Raw genomic sequence first — 19,437 nt, 5'->3', positions numbered from 1 at the left:
ACGGATTTCAGTGAATTTCGTAGCCGTCGAGCCAGACGGCGTGGGACAGCCAGTGCGCGGACAGCAGCGCACGGTTCCGCAGATCGTCCATCCGGTCGCCCACGAAGTTGACGTGCCCGAGCTTGCGGCCCGGCCGATCCTGCTTGCCGTACAAGTGGATCTTGACCTCGGGGTATCGCGCGAAGAGGTGGTGCACGCGCTCGTCCGGGCTCATCTGCGGGGAGACGTCGGCGCCGAGCACGTTCGCCATCACGCACGCCGGCGCGATCAGGTCGGTACGGCCGAGCGGGTAGTCGAGGACGCCGCGCAGGTGCTGTTCGAACTGCGACGTGCGCGAGCCGTCCATGGTCCAGTGCCCGGAGTTGTGCGGGCGCATGGCGAGCTCGTTGACGAGCAGGCCGGTGTCGGTCTCGAAGAGCTCGACCGCGAGCAGGCCGGTGACGTCGAGCGTGGACGCGATGCGCAGCGCCAGCTCCTGCGCCTCGTGCACGCGCGATTCGGACAACCCCGGCGCCGGTGCGAGTACCTCGGTGTTGATGCCCGCCGTCTGCACGGTCTCGACCACCGGGTACGCCGCCCCCTGGCCGAACGGCGAACGGGCGACGAGCGCGGCCAGCTCGCGCTTCATCGTCACCTTCTCCTCGACCAGCAGTTCGGTGCCTGCGTCGACCAGTTCGGGGACGGTCTCGCGGGCCTGCTGCGCGGTGTCGAGCATCCAGACGCCGCGCCCGTCGTACCCGCCGCGCGACGCCTTGAGCACCACCGGCCAGCCGTGCTTGCCACCGAACGTGGTGACGTCGTCCACAGTGGACACTTCAGCGAACGCGGGACCGGGTACGCCGAGACCGGCCATCATCTCGCGCATCACGAGCTTGTTCTGCGCGAACCCGAGCGCGGTCGGCGCGGGGCGGATGACGTACCCCTCGAGCGCGAGGGTGAGCAGATGCTCGCCGGGTACGTGCTCGTGGTCGAAGGTGACGACGTCGACCTGCTTGGCGAACTCGCGGAGCGCATCGAGGTCGGTGTGGTGACCGAGGACGACGTCGCTGGCCACGAGCGCAGCCGCATCCCCCTCGTCGGCCGCGAGCACCTTCAGTGATTGCCCAAGCGAAATCGCCGCCTGCTGCGTCATGCGGGCGAGCTGCCCACCACCCACCATGCCGACGACGGGAAGACCGGTACGTTTGTCCATAACGCTGCCCAGGTTACTGTGCGAGACCCGGCCCACCACCGGCGACCTGCAGCGACGGCACCCCCTGCTGGGCGTGGCCGCCGGAATACTCACCACACGCGACACCCGGCCGCCACGCTTCCCCACCGGCCTCGGCGACGTGCTCGGGTGGCGGTGGAAAATCCCGCCGAGTTGATGAAGCAGCTTCGCGAACGCGACCCACTCGTGAAACGGCGATGTCGCCATTCCGCGTCGACGAACTCTCCGCGGACCAGCGAGACCCGGCACACCACCGGCGACCTGCGCAGCTAAGGCGCCGCCTCGGCCCGCTTCCGCGCCCGCCGCAGCAACCACCACCGCAGGATCAGCGCCGCCGCCAGTGCGAGCGGCATCAGGATGTACGCGTCCCCCAGCACGTTTTCCCACACCTGCCAGTGCAGTTCCACATTGCGGCCGTTCGGCAGGATCAGGAGCACGCAGCTCACGAACACGAACGCCACCAAAAATGTGCCCAGCCAGCGTTTCCACGCCGTCGCGGGGGTCGTTTTCGGGAGCCGGGACACGAGCAGCACCACCAGCGGCGCGACCCAGACCCAGTGGTGCGACCAGGAAATCGGCGAGATCAACAGGATCCAGAACGCCGTCACGAGCACCGCGGCCAGCGGCTGACCGCGGCGGTGGAAGCGGATCAGCAGCCACAGCGCCGGGATCGCGAGCAGCACGCCGATGCCCATCGCGGCGTTCGAGGCCCACGGGGCCAGGTCGGTGGCGCGGTTCATGAGCGCGTTGAGCGACTGGTTGCCCGCCCAGTGGACCGGGCCGATGCGGCCGGTGTCGGGCAGCGTCTTGGTCCAGTACTTCCACGAGTCGTGCGGGTTCACCACGAACATGAGCGCCTGCAGGCCGGCGAACGTGCCCAGTGCGCGCAGCGCGTCCTTCCACCGGCCGGTGACCAGCAGGTGGCCCACGAACACGATCGGCGTGAGCTTGATCGCAGCCGCGACGCCGACGAGGACCCCGCCCCAGCGGCTGCCGCGGGCGCCGATCACCAGGATGTCCAGCAGGACCATCGCCATCAGGATCAGGTTGATCTGCCCGAGGAAAAGCGTGCGCCACACCGGTTCCAGGCCGAGGAACACGACGAAGAACACGATCGTCGACCGGGCGGGCGAGGCCCACCAGCGGGGGCCGTCGGCGTCCGGGCGGGGCAGCGTGCCGATCGCGATCCGCACCGACAGCGCCAGCGCGCCGAGCGAAACCACCGTCAGGAAACCCCACGCCACCTGCACCGGCACGAGCGCCAGCGGGGCGAACAGCAGCGCCGCGGTCGGTGGGTAGGTGAAGGGCAGCAGCGCCCAGCCGGGTTCGGTGGGCAGCGTGTTCGCGTCGTACAGGTTGTCGCCGCGCAAGAGCTGCAGTGCGCCGGCCCGGTAGACCGCGCTGTCCACGCCCAGGTTCCAGTCGTGCAGCCATGCCCAGATGCCGACGCCGACCGCGATGACCGGGATCACCGACAGGATCAAGATCGACCGCGGGCGCACGGACAGCCGCGCGAGCGACCGGCGCAGGGCCAGGCGCGGCGGACTCACCGGAGCTTCGCGGTCGTCGGCGGAGGGTACGGTCCTGGTCACCACACCAGCAAAGCACGAACGCTCCCGCACTGGCCGGGGAGGGTTCAGCGGTGTGCCAGCTCCGTCAGAAGATCACAAGCACGGTCGTGCGTGGCAGGCAGCCGCACCGCTGAGACAAGCGGACGGGCGACGTCACGCAGCTGCGGGTCCACCGAAAGCCGTTCGTTGAGAGATCTCCGCAGTGCGACCCCGCGGGTGGCCAGCCGTTCGTTGCGCTCGGCCAGCACGGCGACCGCGGACGGGCCGATCGTCGCGTAGCACTCGCCGGTGTCGAACACCGCCCGGACGGCATCGGCGGCCAGGATCATCGCCGTCAGCCGGGGCCAGCCGGACACCGAGGTCAGGTCGAGCGACACGGTGAGCAGCACGTGCGCGTCGGCGACCTCGCCGCGGTAGACCTCACCGAGGCGGGTGCGCAGGTAGGCGGCCGACGGAAGCCCGGTGAGCGGGTCGGTGACCTCGGTGTGCACGAGCTGGTCGGTGGCGACGTCAGCCCAGGCAAGCGCGGTCACCCGGAGTAATCGGGCGGGTGTGGCGTCCACGTCCGGGGCAACGAAACCGTCGACGGCGTCCGGATCGGCGAGCACCGCGTGCAGGGCAGCCAGGTCGGACAGCGTTTCCGACAGCCCGGCCCCGGCGGCAGCCCGCGCCCGGCCCAGCCCGGCCAGCGCGGTCTCCGCGCCGGTCGAACCGTGCCGCACGACCGCCGCGCACACCGCGTCGACCTCGGGCAGCGCCCAGTCGCTCGGGAACCGCCAGCCGGCCGCCAGACTGGCCGTGCGCCAGCGGGCCCGCAGCGCGCGCAGATGCCGGTCCCGATCGAACCTCGCCCGCGCCGCGTTCCCCGACGGGCCGCTTGCGGAGCCGGACCGTGACCCGGTTGCCGGTACGTCCACCGAACCCCCAGCTCCTTCCGGTTCCTGTCGATCTTGTCCCCAGCCATCGAGGGGACGTCACCGACCCGTTCGCGTGACGCGTTTCCGCCGATCTTTTTCTCGCGTTCCCGGGACGCCGGGTGAACTTGCTGCGCCTACCGAGGCAACAGCCGGACCACGGCGTGACGCGTGTCGCCGCATCCGTCACACTTGGTGCGCGTTGTAGTAAGCAGCGCGGTACCTCGCCGCGTGCGCAGCCTAAGGAGCCTCGTGTCCACCGTTCCCGCCGATCTCTCCGGTAAGAGTGACGCCGAGCTGATCGCCGAGGTGCGCGCGGGGAAGATCGCGTCCTACGGCCCGCTCTACGAGCGGCACAGCGCCGCGGCGCACAACCTCGCCCGGCAGCTCGCGCGGTCCAGCTCCGAGGCCGACGACCTGGTGTCCGAGGCGTTCTCGAAGGTCCTGGACACCCTGCGCGGCGGAAAAGGCCCGGACAGCGCCTTCCGCGCGTACCTGCTCACGGCGCTGCGGCACACGGCGTACGACAAGACCCGCCGCGACCGCCGGATCGACCTGAACGAGGACATGAGCGACGTCGGCGGGACCGCCGGTGAAGCGCTCACCGTGCCGTTCTCCGACACCGCGGTCGCGGGCCTCGAGCGCACGATGGCCGCGAAAGCGTTCGCCCGGCTGCCCGAACGCTGGCAGGCAGTGCTGTGGCACACCGAAATCGAGCAGCAGAGCCCCGCCGAGGTAGCGCCGCTGCTCGGGCTCACCGCGAACGGCGTGTCGGCGCTCGCGTACCGGGCCCGCGAAGGTCTCCGGCAGGCGTATCTGCAGGTCCACCTGCAGGAAAACGGCTCCGACCGGTGCCGCGCCACGGCCGAGCGGCTCGGCGCGTGGACGCGCGACGGGCTGTCCAAACGTGAGCGCGCCCAGGTCGAGAACCATCTCGATGAATGCGACCAGTGCCGGGCGCTGGCGGCCGAACTGGCCGACGTCAACGGCGGTCTGCGCGCGATCATCGCCCCGATCGTCCTCGGCGGTGCCGCACTCGGGTACCTGGCCACCATCGGCGCAGCCAAGGCGAGCGCGGCGACCGCAGGTGCCGCCGCCATCGGAGCCGGAGCCGCCGCAGCAGGCGGGGCGAAGGCAGGAGCGGCGGCAGCGGCGTCCGCGCCACGGCAGTTCGCCGGGGTCGCGGTGTCCGGTGCTGCGATGGTGGCCGCGGTCGCCGTCGCGTTGGCCGCCGGTGGCGGGCAGCAGTCGATTCCGACCGCGCAGCAAGCACCTCCCCCGGCCGCCGCACCGGCGCCCAAGCCCGCACCGCAGGCCCCGCCCGCCGCGCCGCCTGCTGCACCACCGGCACCGCCAGCCGCACCGCCGCCTGCCCAGCCCGCGCCTCCGCCGGTGGTTCCGCCGCCTGCGGCCCCTCCCGCCGCACCGCCCGCGGAAACCCCGGCTGCCCCGCCGAAGCTGTCCGCGTCGATGCCGCCCGGTGGGGTCGAGCTCCAGCCCGACGGTTCGCCGGTCGCGCTGCCGATCACGGTGCGTAACGACGGCGGTACGGTGTCCGACCCGGTCCAGGCAACGCTGAACCTGCCGAAGGGCGTGTCCGCGGTCCCGGCCGGCGGCGGTGGCGCGGTCGGCTCGTACTCGAGCGCGGCCGCGCAATCGGCGCCGCTCGCGGTTTCGTGCCCGGGCGGCACCGGAACCGTCACCTGCAAGACCGGCAGCGGGCTGCAGCCCGGCCAGTCGGCGGTGCTCACGTTCCACCTGAAGGCCGGCGAGGACGCGACCGGCGGCACCGTCACCGGATCGGTCACCGCGGGCGCTTCGGTGAACGTGCAGGTCAGCGTCCAGGTGAAGGTCAAGGCTCCGAAGGACGACCTGTCCCTGTACGCCGAGCCGCTCGGACGGCCGTTCCCGTGGAACCCGCGTCCGGTCATCGACATCCACGTCCGGAACCTCGGCGAGACCACGAAACCCGTCACGGTCACCGTCGACCACCCGGCGTTCGCGTCGTGGAGCTTCGGCCTGTTCGACTGCGACACCACCGAGTCCGGGCTCACCTGCACGAGCCGGCAAGCCCTCAAACCGGGTCAGCAGATCCCGCTGTGGGTGCGGGTGAAGGGCCGTCCGGCACACGGCGCCCCGATCAATGTCACGGCCACGCTCGGCAGTGCGTCGAAGTCGAAGCAGGTGGTCCTGGGCTGCTGGCCGGCCGCGTGCGACGTGCCGAACCCGAGCGCGGTGTCGGTGCCGACGTCCTCCCCGGAGTCGTCCACGACCAGCACGCCGAAGTCGTCGAAGCACTCCACGAAACACAGCACCGAGGCGCCGCCCACGACGCCCGCGAAAGACACCCCGGAGTCCACTTCCAGTGCTCCGGCGACCACCACGAGCGCGCCGCCGGACCCGAGCCCGAGCAAGCCGGGTAACGGGAGCCCGGGCAAGCAGCCGCCGTCGGTCGAACCCCGGGGCTTCTTCGGCTGGTTCACGGAGTAGCGTCCGCCGCGTGCGCGAACTCCTGGCGAAGCACCGTGAGCTGGTCCGTTTCGCCGTGGTGGGCGGCATCAGCTTCGTGATCACGCTGACGGTCACGTACGGGCTCAAGTTCACCGTGCTGCGGACGCATCCGGTCACGGCGCTGATCGTCGGTGTGCTGATCGCCACGATTTTTTCCTACGTCGCCAACCGCGAGTGGGCCTTTCGCACCCGCGGCGGGCGGGAGCGCGCCCACGAAGCGGCGCTGTTCTTCCTGATCAGCGGGGTCGCGCTGGGGTTGAACGCGGTACCGCAGTGGATTTCGCGGTACGCGCTGCACCTGCAGGTGCCGCACGTGACCCTGCTCGCCCAGGAAACGGCCGACTTCGTGAGCGGGATGATCCTCGGCACCCTGCTCGGCACGCTGTTTCGCTGGTGGGCCTTCAAGAAATGGGTGTTCCCGAAGGAGGGCGTGCGGGTGGTCCCGGTCGCGGACAATCCGGATGTTCCGGACCGCAAGGCCGCCTGAGACCGGCCATGACCTCGGCTTCTCTAGACTGCGATACGTGACCGTCGTCGAAACCGTGCTCGCCCGCACCCCGGAGCCGCTGCGCTCGGTGCTCGTGAAACACCGCGAGCTGCTGAAGTTTGCGATCGTCGGCGGTACGACGTTCCTGGTCGACAACGGCGTCTGGTACCTGCTGAAGCTGAGCGTGCTGGAGTCGAAACCCACCACGGCCAAGGCAATCGCGATCATCGTCGCCACGATCGTGTCGTACGTGCTGAACCGCGAATGGTCCTTCCGCACCCGCGGCGGCCGCGAGCGCACCCACGAGGCCGCGCTGTTCTTCGTGATCAGCGGCGTCGCGGTGGTGGTGAACCTGATCCCGCTGCTGATGTCGCGGTACATGCTGCATCTCGAAGTGCCGCACGTGTCCCGGCTCGTGCAGGAGATCGCGGACTTCACCAGCGGCTCGATCATCGGCATGCTGCTGGCGATGGTGTTTCGCTTCTGGGGCTTCAAAAAGTGGGTGTTCCCGGACGAGCTGGGCCAGCGGCGGCGCGAAGGCGTCACCCGCCTCCCGCGCTGACCCTCAGCGCGGTACCGGCTCCGCGGGCCAGCGGACTTCCCCGACGTCGTCCGGGCGCGGCACTTTCAGGAACAGGCTGAACACCGCCGGACGCTTGTTCGACAGCTCCAGCCGTCCACCGTCGGACTCCACCAGCGCCCGCGCGAGAGCCAGGCCCACGCCGGTCGAGCCGCCGCCGGAGAAGCCGCGTTCGAAGATGTGCGGGGCAAGCTCGTCCGGCACGCCAGACCCCGTGTCGGCGACCTCGATCACCACGGTGCCCTCCGCGTCACCGCGGCGCGCAGACAGCGTGACGGTGCCCGCACCGTGGCGGAGGGCGTTGTCCAGCAACACCCCGATCACCTCGCGCAACCGCGCCGGGGTCACCCGCACCATCAGGCCGTCCGCGATTTTCAGCCGCAGGTTCCGCCCTTCGACCCGCAGCAGCTGCCGCCATTCCTCGGCGACCGCGGGCAGCGTGACCGGCAGGTCCACCGGCTCCGCGTCCACCTCACGGGCGGCGCGGGCCGCCGCCAGCAGCTCGTCGAGGGCTTGCGCCAGCCGGTCGGCCTGCTCCTGCGCGGCGCGCGATTCCTCGGCGACGTCCGGATCCTCGTGTCCGGTCAACGGTTCCAGCCGCAGCTGCAGCGCGGTCAACCGGCTGCGCAGCTGATGCGAGACGTCACCGACGAGCTGCCGCTCCCGCTGTACGAGCTGCGCCAGCGCGGACCCCGACGTGTCCAGTGCTTCGGCGACCATGTCCAGCTCGGCCACGTGGTACCGGCTCGGGTCCGGCCGAAAATCGCCGCCGCCCAGCCGCGACGCCCGGTCCGCGACGTGCCGCAGCGGTTTCGCCAGCCGCCGCGCGGTCACCGTGGCCACCACGGCCCCGGTGCCGACGGACAACACCACCAGCAGCACGACGAGCAACGTCGCCTGGGTTTGCCTCGTGCGCACCGGACCGCTGGGAATCGCCAGCATCACCGTTCCGTCGCGCGCCGTCGGCACCGATTCGATCACCGGGTCCGGACCCGGGTCGGTCCCGAGCCGCTTCTCGTTGAGCCCGTCGGTGCGCACGATCAGCGCGCCGCCGTCCGGGACGCCGACGCGGAACTGCTCGATGTCGATTTCCTGGCCGTTCGCGACCTGGGTGTCCACCGTCGCCGCGATGTTGCGGGCCCGCTCGGCAAGGCTTTCCCGGTTGAGGTTCTCGACCAGCCGCCACGCCGTGATGCCGAGCGGAATGCCGAGTACCGCCGCCGTCACCAGCACGGCGAGGAGGATCGCCAGCAGGATCCGGCGGCGCATGCTCATCCGCGGCTACTCGACATTGAACCGGAACCCGACGCCACGCACGGTCGCGATGCGCCGTTCGCCGTCGGAATGCCCGGGACGGCCGGGCCGCCCGGCCACCTCGTCGGCGGCGACGCTGAGCTTGCGGCGCAGCCAGGACATGTGCATGTCGAGAGTCTTCGACGTCTTCGACTCCAGGTCGTTCCACACCTCGGCGAGGATCTCGTCGCGGCTCACGACCTGCCCGGCCCGGCTCATCAGCACGCGCAGCAGCTCGAACTCCTTGTTCGCGAGCTGCACCTCCTGCGACTCGACGGTGACGAGCCGCGCGCCGAGGTCCATCCGGACGCCGCCGGCCTCCAGCACCTCCGGGACCCTGCGGCGCAGCAGCGCGCGGATCCGGGCGAGCAGTTCGGCGAGGCGGAACGGCTTGGCCACGTAGTCGTCGGCGCCCGCGTCGAGGCCCACCACGAAGTCGACCTCGTCGGTGCGCGCGGTGAGCATCAGCACCGGCAGCTCGGTACCGGCGGCGCGGAGCCGGCGGCACACCTCGAGCCCGTCCATCCCGGGCAGCCCGAGGTCCAGCACGAGCAGGTCGACCCGGTGTGCGGCGGTGGCTTCGAGGACCGCCGGGCCGTCGGTGACGACCTCGATCTCGTACCCCTCCCGATGCAGCGCGCGGGACAGCGGCTCGGCGATGGCCGGATCGTCTTCGGCAAGTAGGACCATGCTCACCTGGCCAACCTTACGGCGAACGGCCGTGAAACCATCGTGACCGTGCCTGACTACTCGGATGACCTCGTTCTCGCCACCCGGCTGGCGGATGCCGCCGACGCACTGACCACCGCCCGTTTCCGCGCGCTGGACCTCGCGGTGTCCGCGAAACCGGACCGCACGCCGGTCACCGACGCCGACACTGCGGTCGAGGACAAGATCCGGGAAATCCTCGCCGCCGAACGTCCCGGCGACGCCGTGGCGGGCGAGGAACGCGGGGGCACGGCGGGCGCGCAAGGCCGGGCGTGGGTGCTCGACCCGATCGACGGGACCAAGAACTTCCTGCGCGGGGTCCCGGTGTGGGCCACGCTGATCGCACTCGTCGAGGACGGCACGCCGGTGGTCGGCATGATCAGTGCGCCGCTGCTCGGCCGCCGCTGGTGGGCCGCCCGCGGCGAGGGCGCGCACCTGCGCGACGCGGCGGGCGAGCGGCAGCTGTCGGTGTCGAAGGTGGGTGCGCTGTCCGACGCGTACCTGTCCACAACGGACTTGAACACCTGGATCGAGTACCACTCCCGCGAGAAGTACCTCGCGCTCACCGAGGCGTGCTGGGAATCGCGCGCGTTCGGCGATTTCTGGCACCACTGCCTGGTCGCCGAGGGCGCGCTGGACGTGGCCGCCGAGTGCATTGTGAACCCGTGGGACGTCGCCGCCGCGCAGGTGATCGTGACCGAGGCGGGCGGCCGGTTCAGCGACCTCTCCGGCGCGGAGACCTACGAGGGCGGCTCGGCGCTGTCCACGAACGGCCTCCTCCACGACGAGGCGCTGGCGGTGCTGCGCCGTCAGTGAGCGCCGGGCAGCACGCCGACTGCGCCCCGGACCACCTGCGACCAGGTCAGCCTGCCGAAGAGGTAGTGGCAGGCGACCTGTTCGGAGGTGAACGCGGCCCAGTCGTAGCGGTTGCCCTGCTCGCGCCAGAACACTTCCCAGCCGCCGTCCGCGGTCGGCTGCAGGCACCAGGTGTTGTCCGCCTCGCGGCCGATGGAGACGACCTCCTCCGGTACCCCGATCACGTCCAGCCACTTCCGCACCGATTGCGTGTTCACCGTGTCTCCCGCCGCACGTCGACCAAGAACCCCAGCGTGACCAGTTCGTCCGCGGAAAGCACCGTACGGTAGCGGATTCCGCCGCCCGGCCCGCCGAACCACTCCGCCGATGTCGACTGCCACACCGGCATCGGCTTCAGCACGCGGTACCGGCGGTACCCCGACCGCAGGGCCGCGGGCGGCAACGCGCGCTCGGCGAACGGCGTGCCGTCCGGCGCGAACACCCGGCCGTGGTCGCCGCCGAAGCGGTCCAGGAGCGTGTTTTCCGGCAGTACCACCGGTTCCGGCGCTTCGGCGCCGCCTTCGGGGAACCGCTGCGCGGGCGGCCACACGTACTCGGCGCCCGCCACGAACCGCCGTTCCCACTCCGCGCCCGCGGGCGGCTCGTACCCCTCGGCCACAGCCGCGGGCGGCTCCGGATCCGCGGGCGGGACCGGGGAACGGCGGTAGCCCTGCTTGACGTACCCGAGCACCGCACGGTCGTCGAGCAACGCCGATTCCGGATGGTCGAACGGCGGACAGCGCACTCCCTCGGCGACGGAATCCGCCGGAGGCAGCTGCCGTTCCGGCCGGTCCGCGGCCACCGGCAGGTACCCGAGCGGGAACATGTGGACCGCGAACAGCGCCAGGACACTCTCGCGATCGGTCGGGAGCGCACCCACGCGGCGGCTCTGCTCGGGCAGCACTCCGGTACCGGACGGCGGCGTGGGCACCTCGTCGAAGCCGCGCTCCAGCAGCCCGCCGTACTGGGCAGGCACGTGCACCGGGCCGGTGGCCAGGTCGGTGTGGGCCAGCTCGGGGTGGGACCGATCGGCGTGGGCCTGATCGGGGCGGGCGGGGTCGCGGTCGGGGCGGGCCGGATCGGAGTCGGCCGGGTGGGGCTGGTCGGACACGGGCACCCTCTTCTCGGTCGTGCCGGCACCGGTTCGGACGTCGGTCCGCACCGGGAGGTTCCGGACGAACGAGGATGCCACCTTATCGGGCGAACCCGATCCGCCGCCGCACCAACGCGCGGGCCGGTCCGCGCTCCTGCACCACCTCGAACCCCGCACGGGTGAACATGCCGGTGGTCCCGTGGTACCGATCGTTCGCGGCGCGGGCACCGTCCGCCACGGGGTAACCCTCGACGCAGTCCGCGCCGTGCTCGGCCGTGTAGTCCACGGCCGCGCGCAGCAACGCGCTCGCGAGCCCACGCCGACGACCGCGGCGATCGACATAGAAGCACGTGATGGCCCAGACCGCGCCCGGTTCGTCCGACGCCATCACGCGCGACCGCGTGAGCCGCGGGTTGTCCGCCCGCGGCGACACCGCGACCCAGCCGAGCGGTTCCCCGTGGACGACTGCCAGCAGCCCCAACGGTTTTCCATCCGCCGCCTCGCCGCGGACGTGCTCCTTCTCAGCCGGCAATCGCGTTGACGACTCGTGACGGCGACGGGCGGCCCAGCTGCCCGGCCATCCACACGCTGGTCTCCACCAGCTTGCCGAGGTCGACGCCGTGCTCCACCCCCAGTCCTTCGAGCAGCCACACCAGATCCTCGGTGGCGAGGTTGCCCGTCGCGGATTCGGCGTACGGGCAGCCGCCGAGCCCACCCGCCGACGAGTCCACAGTGGACACTCCGGCGCGCAGGGCGGCCTCGGTGTTGGCCAGCGCCTGGCCGTAGGTGTCGTGGAAGTGCACGGCGAGTGCGGACTTGTCCCCGAACGCCTCGATCAGCCGCGTGACCTGGTTCGTGGTCGCCACGCCGATGGTGTCGCCGAGGGAAAGCTGCGAGCAGCCGAAGTCGAGCAGCCGCTTGCCCGCGCGCACGACCTGTTCGGCGGGCACCACGCCCTCCCACGGGTCGCCGAAGCACATCGACAGGTAGCCGCGGACTTCCAGGCCCTCCTTGCGGGCCCGCGTGACGACCGGCTCGAACATGGCGAACTGGTCTTCGAAAGTGGAGTTGAGGTTGCGCTGGGCGAAGGTGTCGGTGGCGCTGGCGAAGATCGCGATGTGGTCGACCCCGGCGTCGAGCGCTCGGTTCAGGCCGCGGTCGTTCGGCACCAGCACCGGGTACCGCACACCGTCGCGCCGGTCGAGCCCGGCGAGCAGCTGCTCGGCGTCGGCGAGCTGCGGGACCCACTTCGGGTGCACGAAGCTCGTCGCCTCGAGGGTGGTCAGCCCGGCGCCGGCGAGCCGGTCCAGGAATTCGAGCTTGACCTCGACCGGGACGACGGAGTCCTCGTTCTGCAGCCCGTCGCGCGGCCCGACCTCCCAGATCTCCACCCGCGGCGGCAGTCCGGCCGCAGGCACCCGTTCCGGCAGGCCGACCTCTCGAGCACCCACGTCAGCGTCTCCTTCCGCGCGGTTCCCGGCCGCGCGGCGGCAGGGGTTCGGTGTCCTGCGGGCCGGGCGTGCCGTGGTAGTCGTCGTAAGGATTGTCGTTGACTTCGCGGTAAATGACCGTGTGCACGTGCTCGACGTGGGGAATGTCATCGAAGCGCAGCGGCTCGTCCGAGGCCGATTCGATGATGAGCGTGCCGCAGCCGAAGATCCGGTCGAGCAGACCGTGCTCGAACTGCACGCTGTTGATCCGGGACAGCGGAATGTCGATGCCGGTGCGCTTGAGCACGCCCTCGCGCGCGATCAGCCGGTCCGTGGTCACGATGAAGTGCGTGGTGCGCCAGCGGACCAGCGGCGCGAGGAAGAGCCACCCCACGAGTACCAGCGCGACCACGCCGATCGCGATCATCGAGACGCTGTTCCACGGTCCGGCGAGGTCCTTGGTGACCAGCAGCAGCCACACCGCCGCGCCGACGGTGATCACGAACGCCAGGAACGGGAAGATCAGCATCTTGAAGTGCGGGTGGCTGTGCACCACCACGCGTTCGTTCTGGCTGAGCAAATCGTCCGGATAGGCCACGGCGTGCGCCCCCTGCGAGTGTGTAGCGGTGTGGTGGATCCACCGTACCGGCGCCGGACCCGGGCAGGCGCGCCCGATCAGGTCAAGCAGGGCGGACGTGCACCACGTCACCGGCGAAGACGGTGAGCCGCCGCCCATCGGGGACGTCGACCTGCAGCTGGCCCGCGGCGTCGACGTCGGCCGCGCGCCCGGTGAGCGTGGACCCGTCGGGCAGCTGCACCTGTACGTCCTGGCCCAGCGTCGCGCACTGCGCGCGGTAGTCGCCGAGCAGACCGGCCTCGGTGAGGTCCCCGGCGGCCAGCCGCCAGCGCCGTTCGAGGTCGTCGAAGCGGGTGAGCAGGGCGAGCGCGACCTCGGTGCGGTCGGTGGACGTCGCGCCCTGCTCGGCGAGCGAGGTCGCGGCCAGCCCGCCCGGACCGGCCGGGACGTCGTCGCCGAGCGGCAGCACGTTGAGCCCGATGCCGAGCACGACGGCCGGTTCGTCGCCGGACACGGCCTCGGCGAGGATGCCCGCGCACTTGGCCCGCTCGGGTCCGGCGAGCACGTCGTTGGGCCATTTGAGTGCCGCGTCGACCCCCAAATCGGTGGCGACGGCGTACACCGCAAGCCCGGCAACCACGGACAGTGAGCCGAGCGCGGCGAACGGCACGCCGGACGGCCGCAGCCCGATGCTCAGATACAGCCCGGCGCCCTTCGGCGAACTCCACGAGCGAGCCCGCCGACCCACCCCCGCGGTCTGCTCCTCGGCCAGCAGGACGGTCCGGTCGGCGGCTCCCGCGACGAGGGATTCCCGCAGGTCGGCATTGGTGGAACCGGTGGTCGCCACGACGTCGAGGCGGGCGTAGCGGCCGCCGAGTCCGTCCCGCAGCCGGGTCGCGTCGAGTTCAGGCATGCGACCACAATATGCCCACGATATGAGAGTCCCCCTAACGTGCGAGCCGTTCGCTCGTTACGCAGAGGTGCGCTCTTCTAAGTTGGACGCCGTGACGCCGCCGGAGACCCGCACCGCCGGCCCGTCCTGGGCCCGCGGTGCACTGCATCGTGCGCTGGTGGCGTTGCCGCTCGTGGCCGGGCTGGCCACCGCGGGCTGGCTCGTGGCCGGCCGCGACCAACCCGCGCCCGCTCCGGCCGAGGCAGCGCTCACCGCGCCCGCGCCGGTCAGCGGGCCGTCGGTGCTGCAGGCGAGCGCCCCGGTACGCGCACAGGAACCGGCGCAGGGTGCGGCGGGTGGCGGCGGTGGTCCGTCGCCGCTGGAGCAGTGGGCGGGTTCGCTGGCCGGACCGCTCGACATTCCGGCGCCCGCGCTGCTCGGGTATGCCAACGGTGAGCTGACGATGCGCAACGAACACCCCGATTGCCATCTGTCGTGGGTCACGCTCGCGGGCGTCGGCCAGGCCACTCGCGACGGCGCCCCGATGGGGTTGTCCCCGGCGCAGTGGAAGAAATACGGCGCGGAGATCCCGGGAATCGCGCACCCGGCGTTGTCCGATCCGTCTTCGGCGTCCGTCGCCGCGGGCCGCGCACTGTGCGCGAGCGGCGTCGACCTGTCGGCGGGCAACGGCTGGTGGAAGGCCATGTCCGGGTACCACAACGGCAGTGACATGGAGCTGTTCCGGCAGCGGGTGCTCGGGTACGCGCAGCTGTACGCCACGCTTTCGCTCGACCCGGCCAAATCCGCGTCGCCGCCGGTGCGCGCCACACGGTTCGCGCTGGGGCAACTGGGCCTGCCGTACGTCTGGGGCGGCAACGGCCCCGACGCAGGCGCCGCGGGTTTCGACTGCTCAGGCCTCACGAAGGCGTCGTACGACAGCGCGGGTGTCGCCTTGCCGCGTACGGCAGACAGCCAGTTCCGCGCGCTGCCGCCGGTCGCGCGCGGGCAGGAACCGCAGCTGGGTGACCTGGTCTTCTACGGCAATCCGGCCACGAACATCCACCACGTGGGGCTGTATCTGGGGAACGGCCTGATGATCAACGCGCCCACCGAGGGACAGGCCATCCAGATCCACACGTTCCACACCCCCGGCGACGACTACGCGGGAGCGGGTCGGCCGACCGGCTGAAGTTCGTCTCGTTTCCGGGGCGCGGCAACGAGTGCGACGAGGAGAACGACGGCGGCGGCACCGAGTGCGACGGCCGGCGTCTGCAGGACGATCACGAGCCAGCCGAAGACGGCCGCACCCAGTGAGCCGCCGAGTTGCCGGGCGAACGTCACCGTCGCCATGGCCGAGCCGAAGTGCTCCGGCGGGGCGCACGCGATGCCCAGCAAGGGGTACGCCTGCATCGACAGGCCGAGGGCAGCGCCGGACAGCGCGAGCCCGAGCAGTGCGGCGATCCCCGGCTGAAAGGGGAGCGTGGCAAGCAAACCCAGGCCTGCCACGCCCATGCCCAGCCCGAGCCGTCCCCACGGGACCATGCGTGGGTAACGGCGGGCCACGATGGAAAACGTGATCGTGACTGCGAGCTGACCTCCGGTCAGGGCGACCAGCATGCCGCTGACCGTGGCCGCGTCGTAGCCGGTACCCGCGATGACGGCGAGCGGGATGAAGGTGAAGGTGCCGAAGAGGGCGATCCCGCTGAGCCCCGTCGCGACGATGGATCTGGCGAGCCCGCGGGAAGCGAAGAGCCCCGGCGGGATCAACGGGTTCGCCGCGCGCCGTTCGCACCGCACGAACCACCAGGTCCCCGCAGCCGCGGCTCCGGCGAGCACAGACGCCCACGCCGGCGAGTTCGCGAGCTGTTCGAAGGAGCCGAGCAGCACGATGCTCGACGCGACGACGGCAATCAGCACGGTGCCGAGGACGTCGAACCCGCGGAGCGACGAAACCCCTTCCCCAGCAGGTAAACCACGTAAACCGAGCATCAGCGCGACGAGGCAGACGGGCACGTTGATCAGGAAGATCGACGGCCATCCCCAAGCCGCGGACACGAACCCGCCCACCGGCGGACCGGCCAGCGCGGAGACGGCCGTGGCCGCGCTCAGCCAAATCTGGCGGCGTACCAGTTCGGTCTTGTCGAACAACACGCCCATGGTGCTGACCGCAGTCACGATCAACCCGGCCCCGCCGACGCCCTGCACCGCCCTCGCCAGGATCAGCGTGAGCATCGAGCCCGACGCCGCGCATGCCAGCGACCCGGCGCCGAAGACGAGCACCGAGGCGGTGAAAACGGCTCGCCGGCCGAGGACGTCGCCGAGCTTTCCGGCGAGCGGGGTCGTCACGGTCACGGTGAGCAGGTACGCCGCGGTCACCCCGGCGATCGCCCCGGTGTGGAGGTCGCTCCCGATCGACGGCAAGGCCGCGACCACGATGTTCGTGTCCAGCTGAGCCAGCAGCATGCCCAGCAGCAGCGCGGCGAAACCGGCCATCCGCCCCTCCATATGTATGCGATTCGCATATAAATATAGCATGCGTTTCGCATACACTTGGGGCATGCGCGAACCCCGTGGTCCCGGCCAGACGCTCTTCCGCTTCGTCCGCTACTGGTCACGGCGCTGGACCGGAGCGGGCCAGGCGGTGGACGCCGAACGCGGCCGGGACGTGATGGTCGTCGAGGCGGTACAGGCTTGGCGGGACCGCGGCGGCGCGACGGTCAACGATGTCGCCGACGAGCTGGGCATCGACCAATCGGGCGCGAGCCGGTTCGTTGCGCAGGCGGTACAGCGTGGCTATCTGCGGAAGGTCGCTTCGCCGCGCGATGGACGGCAGCGCCGACTGGCGGTCACCGCTGCCGGGGCCGATCTGGTGGAAGCCGCGCACGAGTGGCAGGAGACGGTGTTCGCGGAACTGACCGCTGACTGGTCGCGCTCCGAAGTGATCCAGTTCCATCACCTGATGGAGCGGTTGATCCGGCCCCGGTGACTCCCCGCGGGCTGGAGTTTTCCGGTTTCGCCCGCCGGCCCGATCGTCGTCGCTTATGCTCCGGACATTCTTCCTGAGGGGAAAGGCACTTCATGTCCGCTCGTGCATTGCCTGTGTTCGCCATGGGCGTTTTCCTGCTGGTTGCCGGGTGTTCGAGCGGCGTGAGCGGCTCGGCGGCTCCGGCGTCTTCTTCGTTGAGCTTGGCCCCGGCCTCGTCCACCTCGTCGGCACCATCGTCGACTTCGACGGCGCCGTCGACCTCCGCGCCGCCGACGAGTTCCACGCAACAGGGCGCGGTCGAGCGGTACGAGGCCTTCATGCACGCGGTGGGCAAGCAGGACGTCGCGACGGTGTGCGAAATCGCCGGTCCGGCCGCGAAAAAGGCGGAGGACCAGGGATTCGGGCCGTGCGAGCAGACGATCCCGATCTCGTTCGGGATGATCTCCGCCGCGCAGAAGAAGGCACTGCTGACCGCCACCGTCGACCGGTCTCGTATCACCGAGGGCGCGAAGAAGGTCGAAATCCCGGCCAGCGCAGTGAAAGCCAGCGTGAAGTTCACCGACGGCGACCTCGGCGACGCAGTATTGGAACTCCGCAACGGCAAGTGGTACGTGGTGGACTAATGCGCCGGACGCACCCGCCGGTGCCGCACCGCGTCCGCCGCGCCGAACCGGGTCACCACGGCCGCCAGCACCTCCCGAGCCGCGGCGACCCGGTCCGCGCCGAAATCGTCCGCAAGCTCGGCGTCGAGGTCCGCCCGATGAACCCGCGCGGCCCGCACGGCGTTTTCGCCGTATTCCGTCAAGTGCACCAACCACGCGCGCGCGTCCTCGGGTGACTTCCGCCGCGTGAGGACGCCGCGCCGTTCAAGATCCGCGACCGCCTTCGACGCCGCCTGCTGACTCACCCCCATCCGCTCCGCGATCGCGGTGATCGACACCGGTCCCGCAACCACGTGCTGGATCACGACGCCGTCGTTGAACCGCAGCTCCCCGAAACGCTCGGCGACCATCCTGCGCTGGACCTCGTCCGCCATCGCCCAGCCCGCGAATACCGCGACGAGTGACAGGTCCAGGTCCGCCGGCGTACATTGCACAACCATGGTTGTGCAATGTAGCAGTCCCCCGGCGAAGGTGGTCGACGATTTCGTCCGCGTGGCGCACCGGATCGTGTGGTGCACGGTGGCGACCGTCGACCGCCGGGACCGTCCGCGGTCGCGGGTCATTCATCCGTATTGGGAACGCGTCGGCGACGGCCTTGTCGGGTGGGCGTTCACGCGACCGACGCCGCTGAAGGTGGCACATTTGACGCGTCGGCCTTATGTGTCGTGTTCGTATTGGGATCCGGCGCACGAGGTCGCGGTCGCCGAATGCGCGGCAGAATTCGCCGAGGACGAACCGACGCGGCGCAGGGTGTGGGATTTCTTCTTGGCTGCAGCCGAACCGCTTGGCTACGACCCACGGATTCTGGGGGACAACATCGTGGTCCTCAAGATGACCCCGTGGCGGCTGAGCACCGCCGACGGCGCATGGCTCAGCGGGTGACCGGCGCAAAACGTGCCGCCAACGCACGTGGGGCGCAATCGCCGAACCCACTGCTGCCGAGCCACGCGGCTACAACCCCAGATCCGCGACAATGTCGTCGCCCCAAGAAAATGACTCCATGGCGGCTGAGCACCGCCTACAACACTTGGCAAACCCTTGACGAGTATCGGGGGTCAAACGCGCCGATTGCGGCCGCTGGAATGCACCGCGGCCGAACCACTCGGCGAGCAACGCCGACAACGCGTGGGTCAGCGGGTGACCGGCGCAAAACGTGCCGCCACCGCACGCGCGCCGTATGCCAGCAGCAAGCCGAGAGCCGCGCCGAGGGTGTTCATCAGCCAGTCGTTTGTGTCGCAGGCGCGGCCGATCGCCGGGACCAGCGCCTGCACTGCCTCCACGAGAGCCGACAGGACTGTTCCACCCAAGCCCACCAGCAGCGGGCGCCGCGCGGGCAAAGCGGCGAAGAACACCAGCGGCACGAACAACGCGACGTTGGCCACGAGTTCGACACTCGTCAGGCTCGGCAGGCTGAACTGCACCGTGCACGCTGCCACGTCCATGTCCCGGGAGGCCGGGACCAGCGTGAGCGCGAGAATCGAGAGCAGCGAAAGCCCTGCCAGGCCCAGTGCGATCCGGGTCCCGAAGCGGCGGCTGCGCAGCAGCAGGACCCCGATTACCGCGCAGGCAAGCAGGATCAGCACGAAAGCCAGCGGGACGAGTCCGCAGTGGTCGAGCAGGAAGTTCGTGATCATGACTGGCTGAGCATAGCAGTGTTATGCGACGTTC

General features: G+C 70.7%; 22 protein-coding genes. 8 read left to right on the top strand and 14 right to left on the bottom strand.

Features of this window, described 5'->3' with window-relative positions:
* Positions 1 to 7: 7 nt before the first annotated feature.
* The 3 genes from OO71_RS29790 to OO71_RS29780 form a co-directional block, all read right to left on the bottom strand.
* Complete coding sequence (locus OO71_RS29790) at positions 8 to 1,192, bottom strand: 5-(carboxyamino)imidazole ribonucleotide synthase (RefSeq protein WP_033293258.1); 1,185 nt, start codon at positions 1,190 to 1,192, stop codon at positions 8 to 10.
* A gap of 287 nt (positions 1,193 to 1,479) precedes the next feature.
* Positions 1,480 to 2,802, bottom strand: a complete 1,323-nt coding sequence (locus tag OO71_RS29785; protein ID WP_033293319.1) for a glycosyltransferase 87 family protein — start codon at positions 2,800 to 2,802, stop codon at positions 1,480 to 1,482.
* Positions 2,803 to 2,846: 44 nt separating this feature from the next.
* Positions 2,847 to 3,698 carry a hypothetical protein gene (locus OO71_RS29780; RefSeq protein WP_033293257.1) on the bottom strand — a complete coding sequence of 284 codons (852 nt, stop codon included), beginning with the start codon at positions 3,696 to 3,698 and terminating at the stop codon, positions 2,847 to 2,849.
* A gap of 249 nt (positions 3,699 to 3,947) precedes the next feature.
* Here OO71_RS29780 and OO71_RS29775 point away from each other — a divergent pair, with 249 nt between their 5' ends.
* From OO71_RS29775 to OO71_RS29765, 3 genes are read left to right on the top strand one after another with little or no spacing between them, the layout of a single operon-like run.
* Positions 3,948 to 6,185: a sigma-70 family RNA polymerase sigma factor gene (locus OO71_RS29775; protein WP_033293256.1), complete on the top strand. Its 2,238-nt coding sequence runs from the start codon at positions 3,948 to 3,950 to the stop codon at positions 6,183 to 6,185.
* A gap of 10 nt (positions 6,186 to 6,195) precedes the next feature.
* Positions 6,196 to 6,693, top strand: coding sequence for a GtrA family protein (locus OO71_RS29770; protein WP_033293255.1), 498 nt, complete (start codon positions 6,196 to 6,198; stop codon positions 6,691 to 6,693).
* 37 nt (positions 6,694 to 6,730) lie between these two features.
* On the top strand, positions 6,731 to 7,255 hold the full coding sequence (locus tag OO71_RS29765) for a GtrA family protein (RefSeq protein ID WP_033293254.1): 525 nt from the start codon (positions 6,731 to 6,733) through the stop codon (positions 7,253 to 7,255).
* Positions 7,256 to 7,258: 3 nt separating this feature from the next.
* On the opposite strand, the gene OO71_RS29760 is transcribed toward OO71_RS29765, so the two are convergent.
* Complete coding sequence (locus OO71_RS29760; RefSeq protein ID WP_033293253.1) at positions 7,259 to 8,542, bottom strand: ATP-binding protein; 1,284 nt, start codon at positions 8,540 to 8,542, stop codon at positions 7,259 to 7,261.
* Between the two features lie 12 nt (positions 8,543 to 8,554).
* Positions 8,555 to 9,256, bottom strand: coding sequence for a response regulator transcription factor (locus tag OO71_RS29755; protein ID WP_033293318.1), 702 nt, complete (start codon positions 9,254 to 9,256; stop codon positions 8,555 to 8,557).
* Between the two features lie 42 nt (positions 9,257 to 9,298).
* Between OO71_RS29755 and hisN the strand changes: the two genes are divergently transcribed.
* Positions 9,299 to 10,090: a histidinol-phosphatase gene (hisN, locus tag OO71_RS29750; protein WP_033293252.1), complete on the top strand. Its 792-nt coding sequence runs from the start codon at positions 9,299 to 9,301 to the stop codon at positions 10,088 to 10,090.
* On the opposite strand, the gene OO71_RS29745 is transcribed toward hisN, so the two are convergent.
* The 6 genes from OO71_RS29745 to OO71_RS29720 all read right to left on the bottom strand — a co-directional run bounded on the left by OO71_RS29745 (position 10,084) and on the right by OO71_RS29720 (position 14,142).
* A complete protein-coding gene (locus tag OO71_RS29745; protein WP_033293251.1) occupies positions 10,084 to 10,347 on the bottom strand; it encodes a hypothetical protein in 264 nt (87 codons plus the stop codon). The two genes, hisN and OO71_RS29745, sit on opposite strands and share 7 nt — an antisense overlap.
* A complete protein-coding gene (locus tag OO71_RS29740) occupies positions 10,344 to 11,240 on the bottom strand; it encodes a TNT domain-containing protein (protein WP_245633824.1) in 897 nt (298 codons plus the stop codon). The genes OO71_RS29745 and OO71_RS29740 overlap by 4 nt, the downstream gene beginning before the upstream one ends.
* An 82-nt stretch (positions 11,241 to 11,322) precedes the next feature.
* Positions 11,323 to 11,754, bottom strand: a complete 432-nt coding sequence (locus OO71_RS29735) for a GNAT family N-acetyltransferase (RefSeq protein WP_033293249.1) — start codon at positions 11,752 to 11,754, stop codon at positions 11,323 to 11,325.
* Positions 11,744 to 12,673 (bottom strand): hydroxymethylglutaryl-CoA lyase, encoded by a 930-nt coding sequence (locus OO71_RS29730; protein ID WP_033293248.1) that lies wholly within the window; start codon positions 12,671 to 12,673, stop codon positions 11,744 to 11,746. Before OO71_RS29730 ends, OO71_RS29735 begins: the two co-directional genes overlap by 11 nt.
* Position 12,674: 1 nt before the next feature.
* Positions 12,675 to 13,250, bottom strand: a complete 576-nt coding sequence (locus OO71_RS29725) for a PH domain-containing protein (protein ID WP_033293317.1) — start codon at positions 13,248 to 13,250, stop codon at positions 12,675 to 12,677.
* An 82-nt stretch (positions 13,251 to 13,332) separates the two neighbouring features.
* The gene (locus OO71_RS29720; protein WP_033293247.1) at positions 13,333 to 14,142 is read right to left on the bottom strand and encodes a biotin--[acetyl-CoA-carboxylase] ligase; all 810 of its coding nucleotides are present in this window, start codon (positions 14,140 to 14,142) and stop codon (positions 13,333 to 13,335) included.
* A 91-nt stretch (positions 14,143 to 14,233) separates the two neighbouring features.
* Here OO71_RS29720 and OO71_RS29715 point away from each other — a divergent pair, with 91 nt between their 5' ends.
* Positions 14,234 to 15,310 carry a C40 family peptidase gene (locus tag OO71_RS29715; RefSeq protein WP_033293316.1) on the top strand — a complete coding sequence of 359 codons (1,077 nt, stop codon included), beginning with the start codon at positions 14,234 to 14,236 and terminating at the stop codon, positions 15,308 to 15,310.
* On the opposite strand, the gene OO71_RS29710 is transcribed toward OO71_RS29715, so the two are convergent.
* The gene (locus OO71_RS29710; RefSeq protein WP_245633822.1) at positions 15,280 to 16,614 is read right to left on the bottom strand and encodes an MFS transporter; all 1,335 of its coding nucleotides are present in this window, start codon (positions 16,612 to 16,614) and stop codon (positions 15,280 to 15,282) included. The genes OO71_RS29715 and OO71_RS29710 overlap by 31 nt on opposite strands.
* 64 nt (positions 16,615 to 16,678) lie before the next feature.
* Between OO71_RS29710 and OO71_RS29705 the strand changes: the two genes are divergently transcribed.
* Together OO71_RS29705 and OO71_RS29700 are read left to right on the top strand one after the other, a co-directional pair.
* The gene (locus OO71_RS29705) at positions 16,679 to 17,107 is read left to right on the top strand and encodes a MarR family winged helix-turn-helix transcriptional regulator (protein ID WP_033293245.1); all 429 of its coding nucleotides are present in this window, start codon (positions 16,679 to 16,681) and stop codon (positions 17,105 to 17,107) included.
* Positions 17,108 to 17,199: 92 nt separating this feature from the next.
* Complete coding sequence (locus OO71_RS29700) at positions 17,200 to 17,730, top strand: hypothetical protein (RefSeq protein WP_033293244.1); 531 nt, start codon at positions 17,200 to 17,202, stop codon at positions 17,728 to 17,730.
* Here the strand turns inward: OO71_RS29700 and OO71_RS29695 are convergent.
* Entirely contained in the window at positions 17,727 to 18,209 is a 483-nt protein-coding gene (locus OO71_RS29695) for a MarR family transcriptional regulator (RefSeq protein WP_033293243.1), read from the bottom strand. The two genes, OO71_RS29700 and OO71_RS29695, sit on opposite strands and share 4 nt — an antisense overlap.
* Between OO71_RS29695 and OO71_RS29690 the strand changes: the two genes are divergently transcribed.
* A complete protein-coding gene (locus OO71_RS29690) occupies positions 18,208 to 18,651 on the top strand; it encodes a pyridoxamine 5'-phosphate oxidase family protein (RefSeq protein WP_033293242.1) in 444 nt (147 codons plus the stop codon). The genes OO71_RS29695 and OO71_RS29690 overlap by 2 nt on opposite strands.
* Positions 18,652 to 18,899: 248 nt before the next feature.
* Here OO71_RS29690 and OO71_RS29685 read toward each other — a convergent pair whose 3' ends face one another.
* Complete coding sequence (locus tag OO71_RS29685; protein WP_033293241.1) at positions 18,900 to 19,403, bottom strand: VanZ family protein; 504 nt, start codon at positions 19,401 to 19,403, stop codon at positions 18,900 to 18,902.
* Between the last annotated feature and the right edge of the window lie 34 nt (positions 19,404 to 19,437).

Source organism: Amycolatopsis jejuensis (genome assembly GCF_000717335.1).
Lineage (GTDB): Bacteria > Actinomycetota > Actinomycetes > Mycobacteriales > Pseudonocardiaceae > Amycolatopsis > Amycolatopsis jejuensis.
This window is presented reverse-complemented; position numbering and strand designations above follow the sequence as displayed.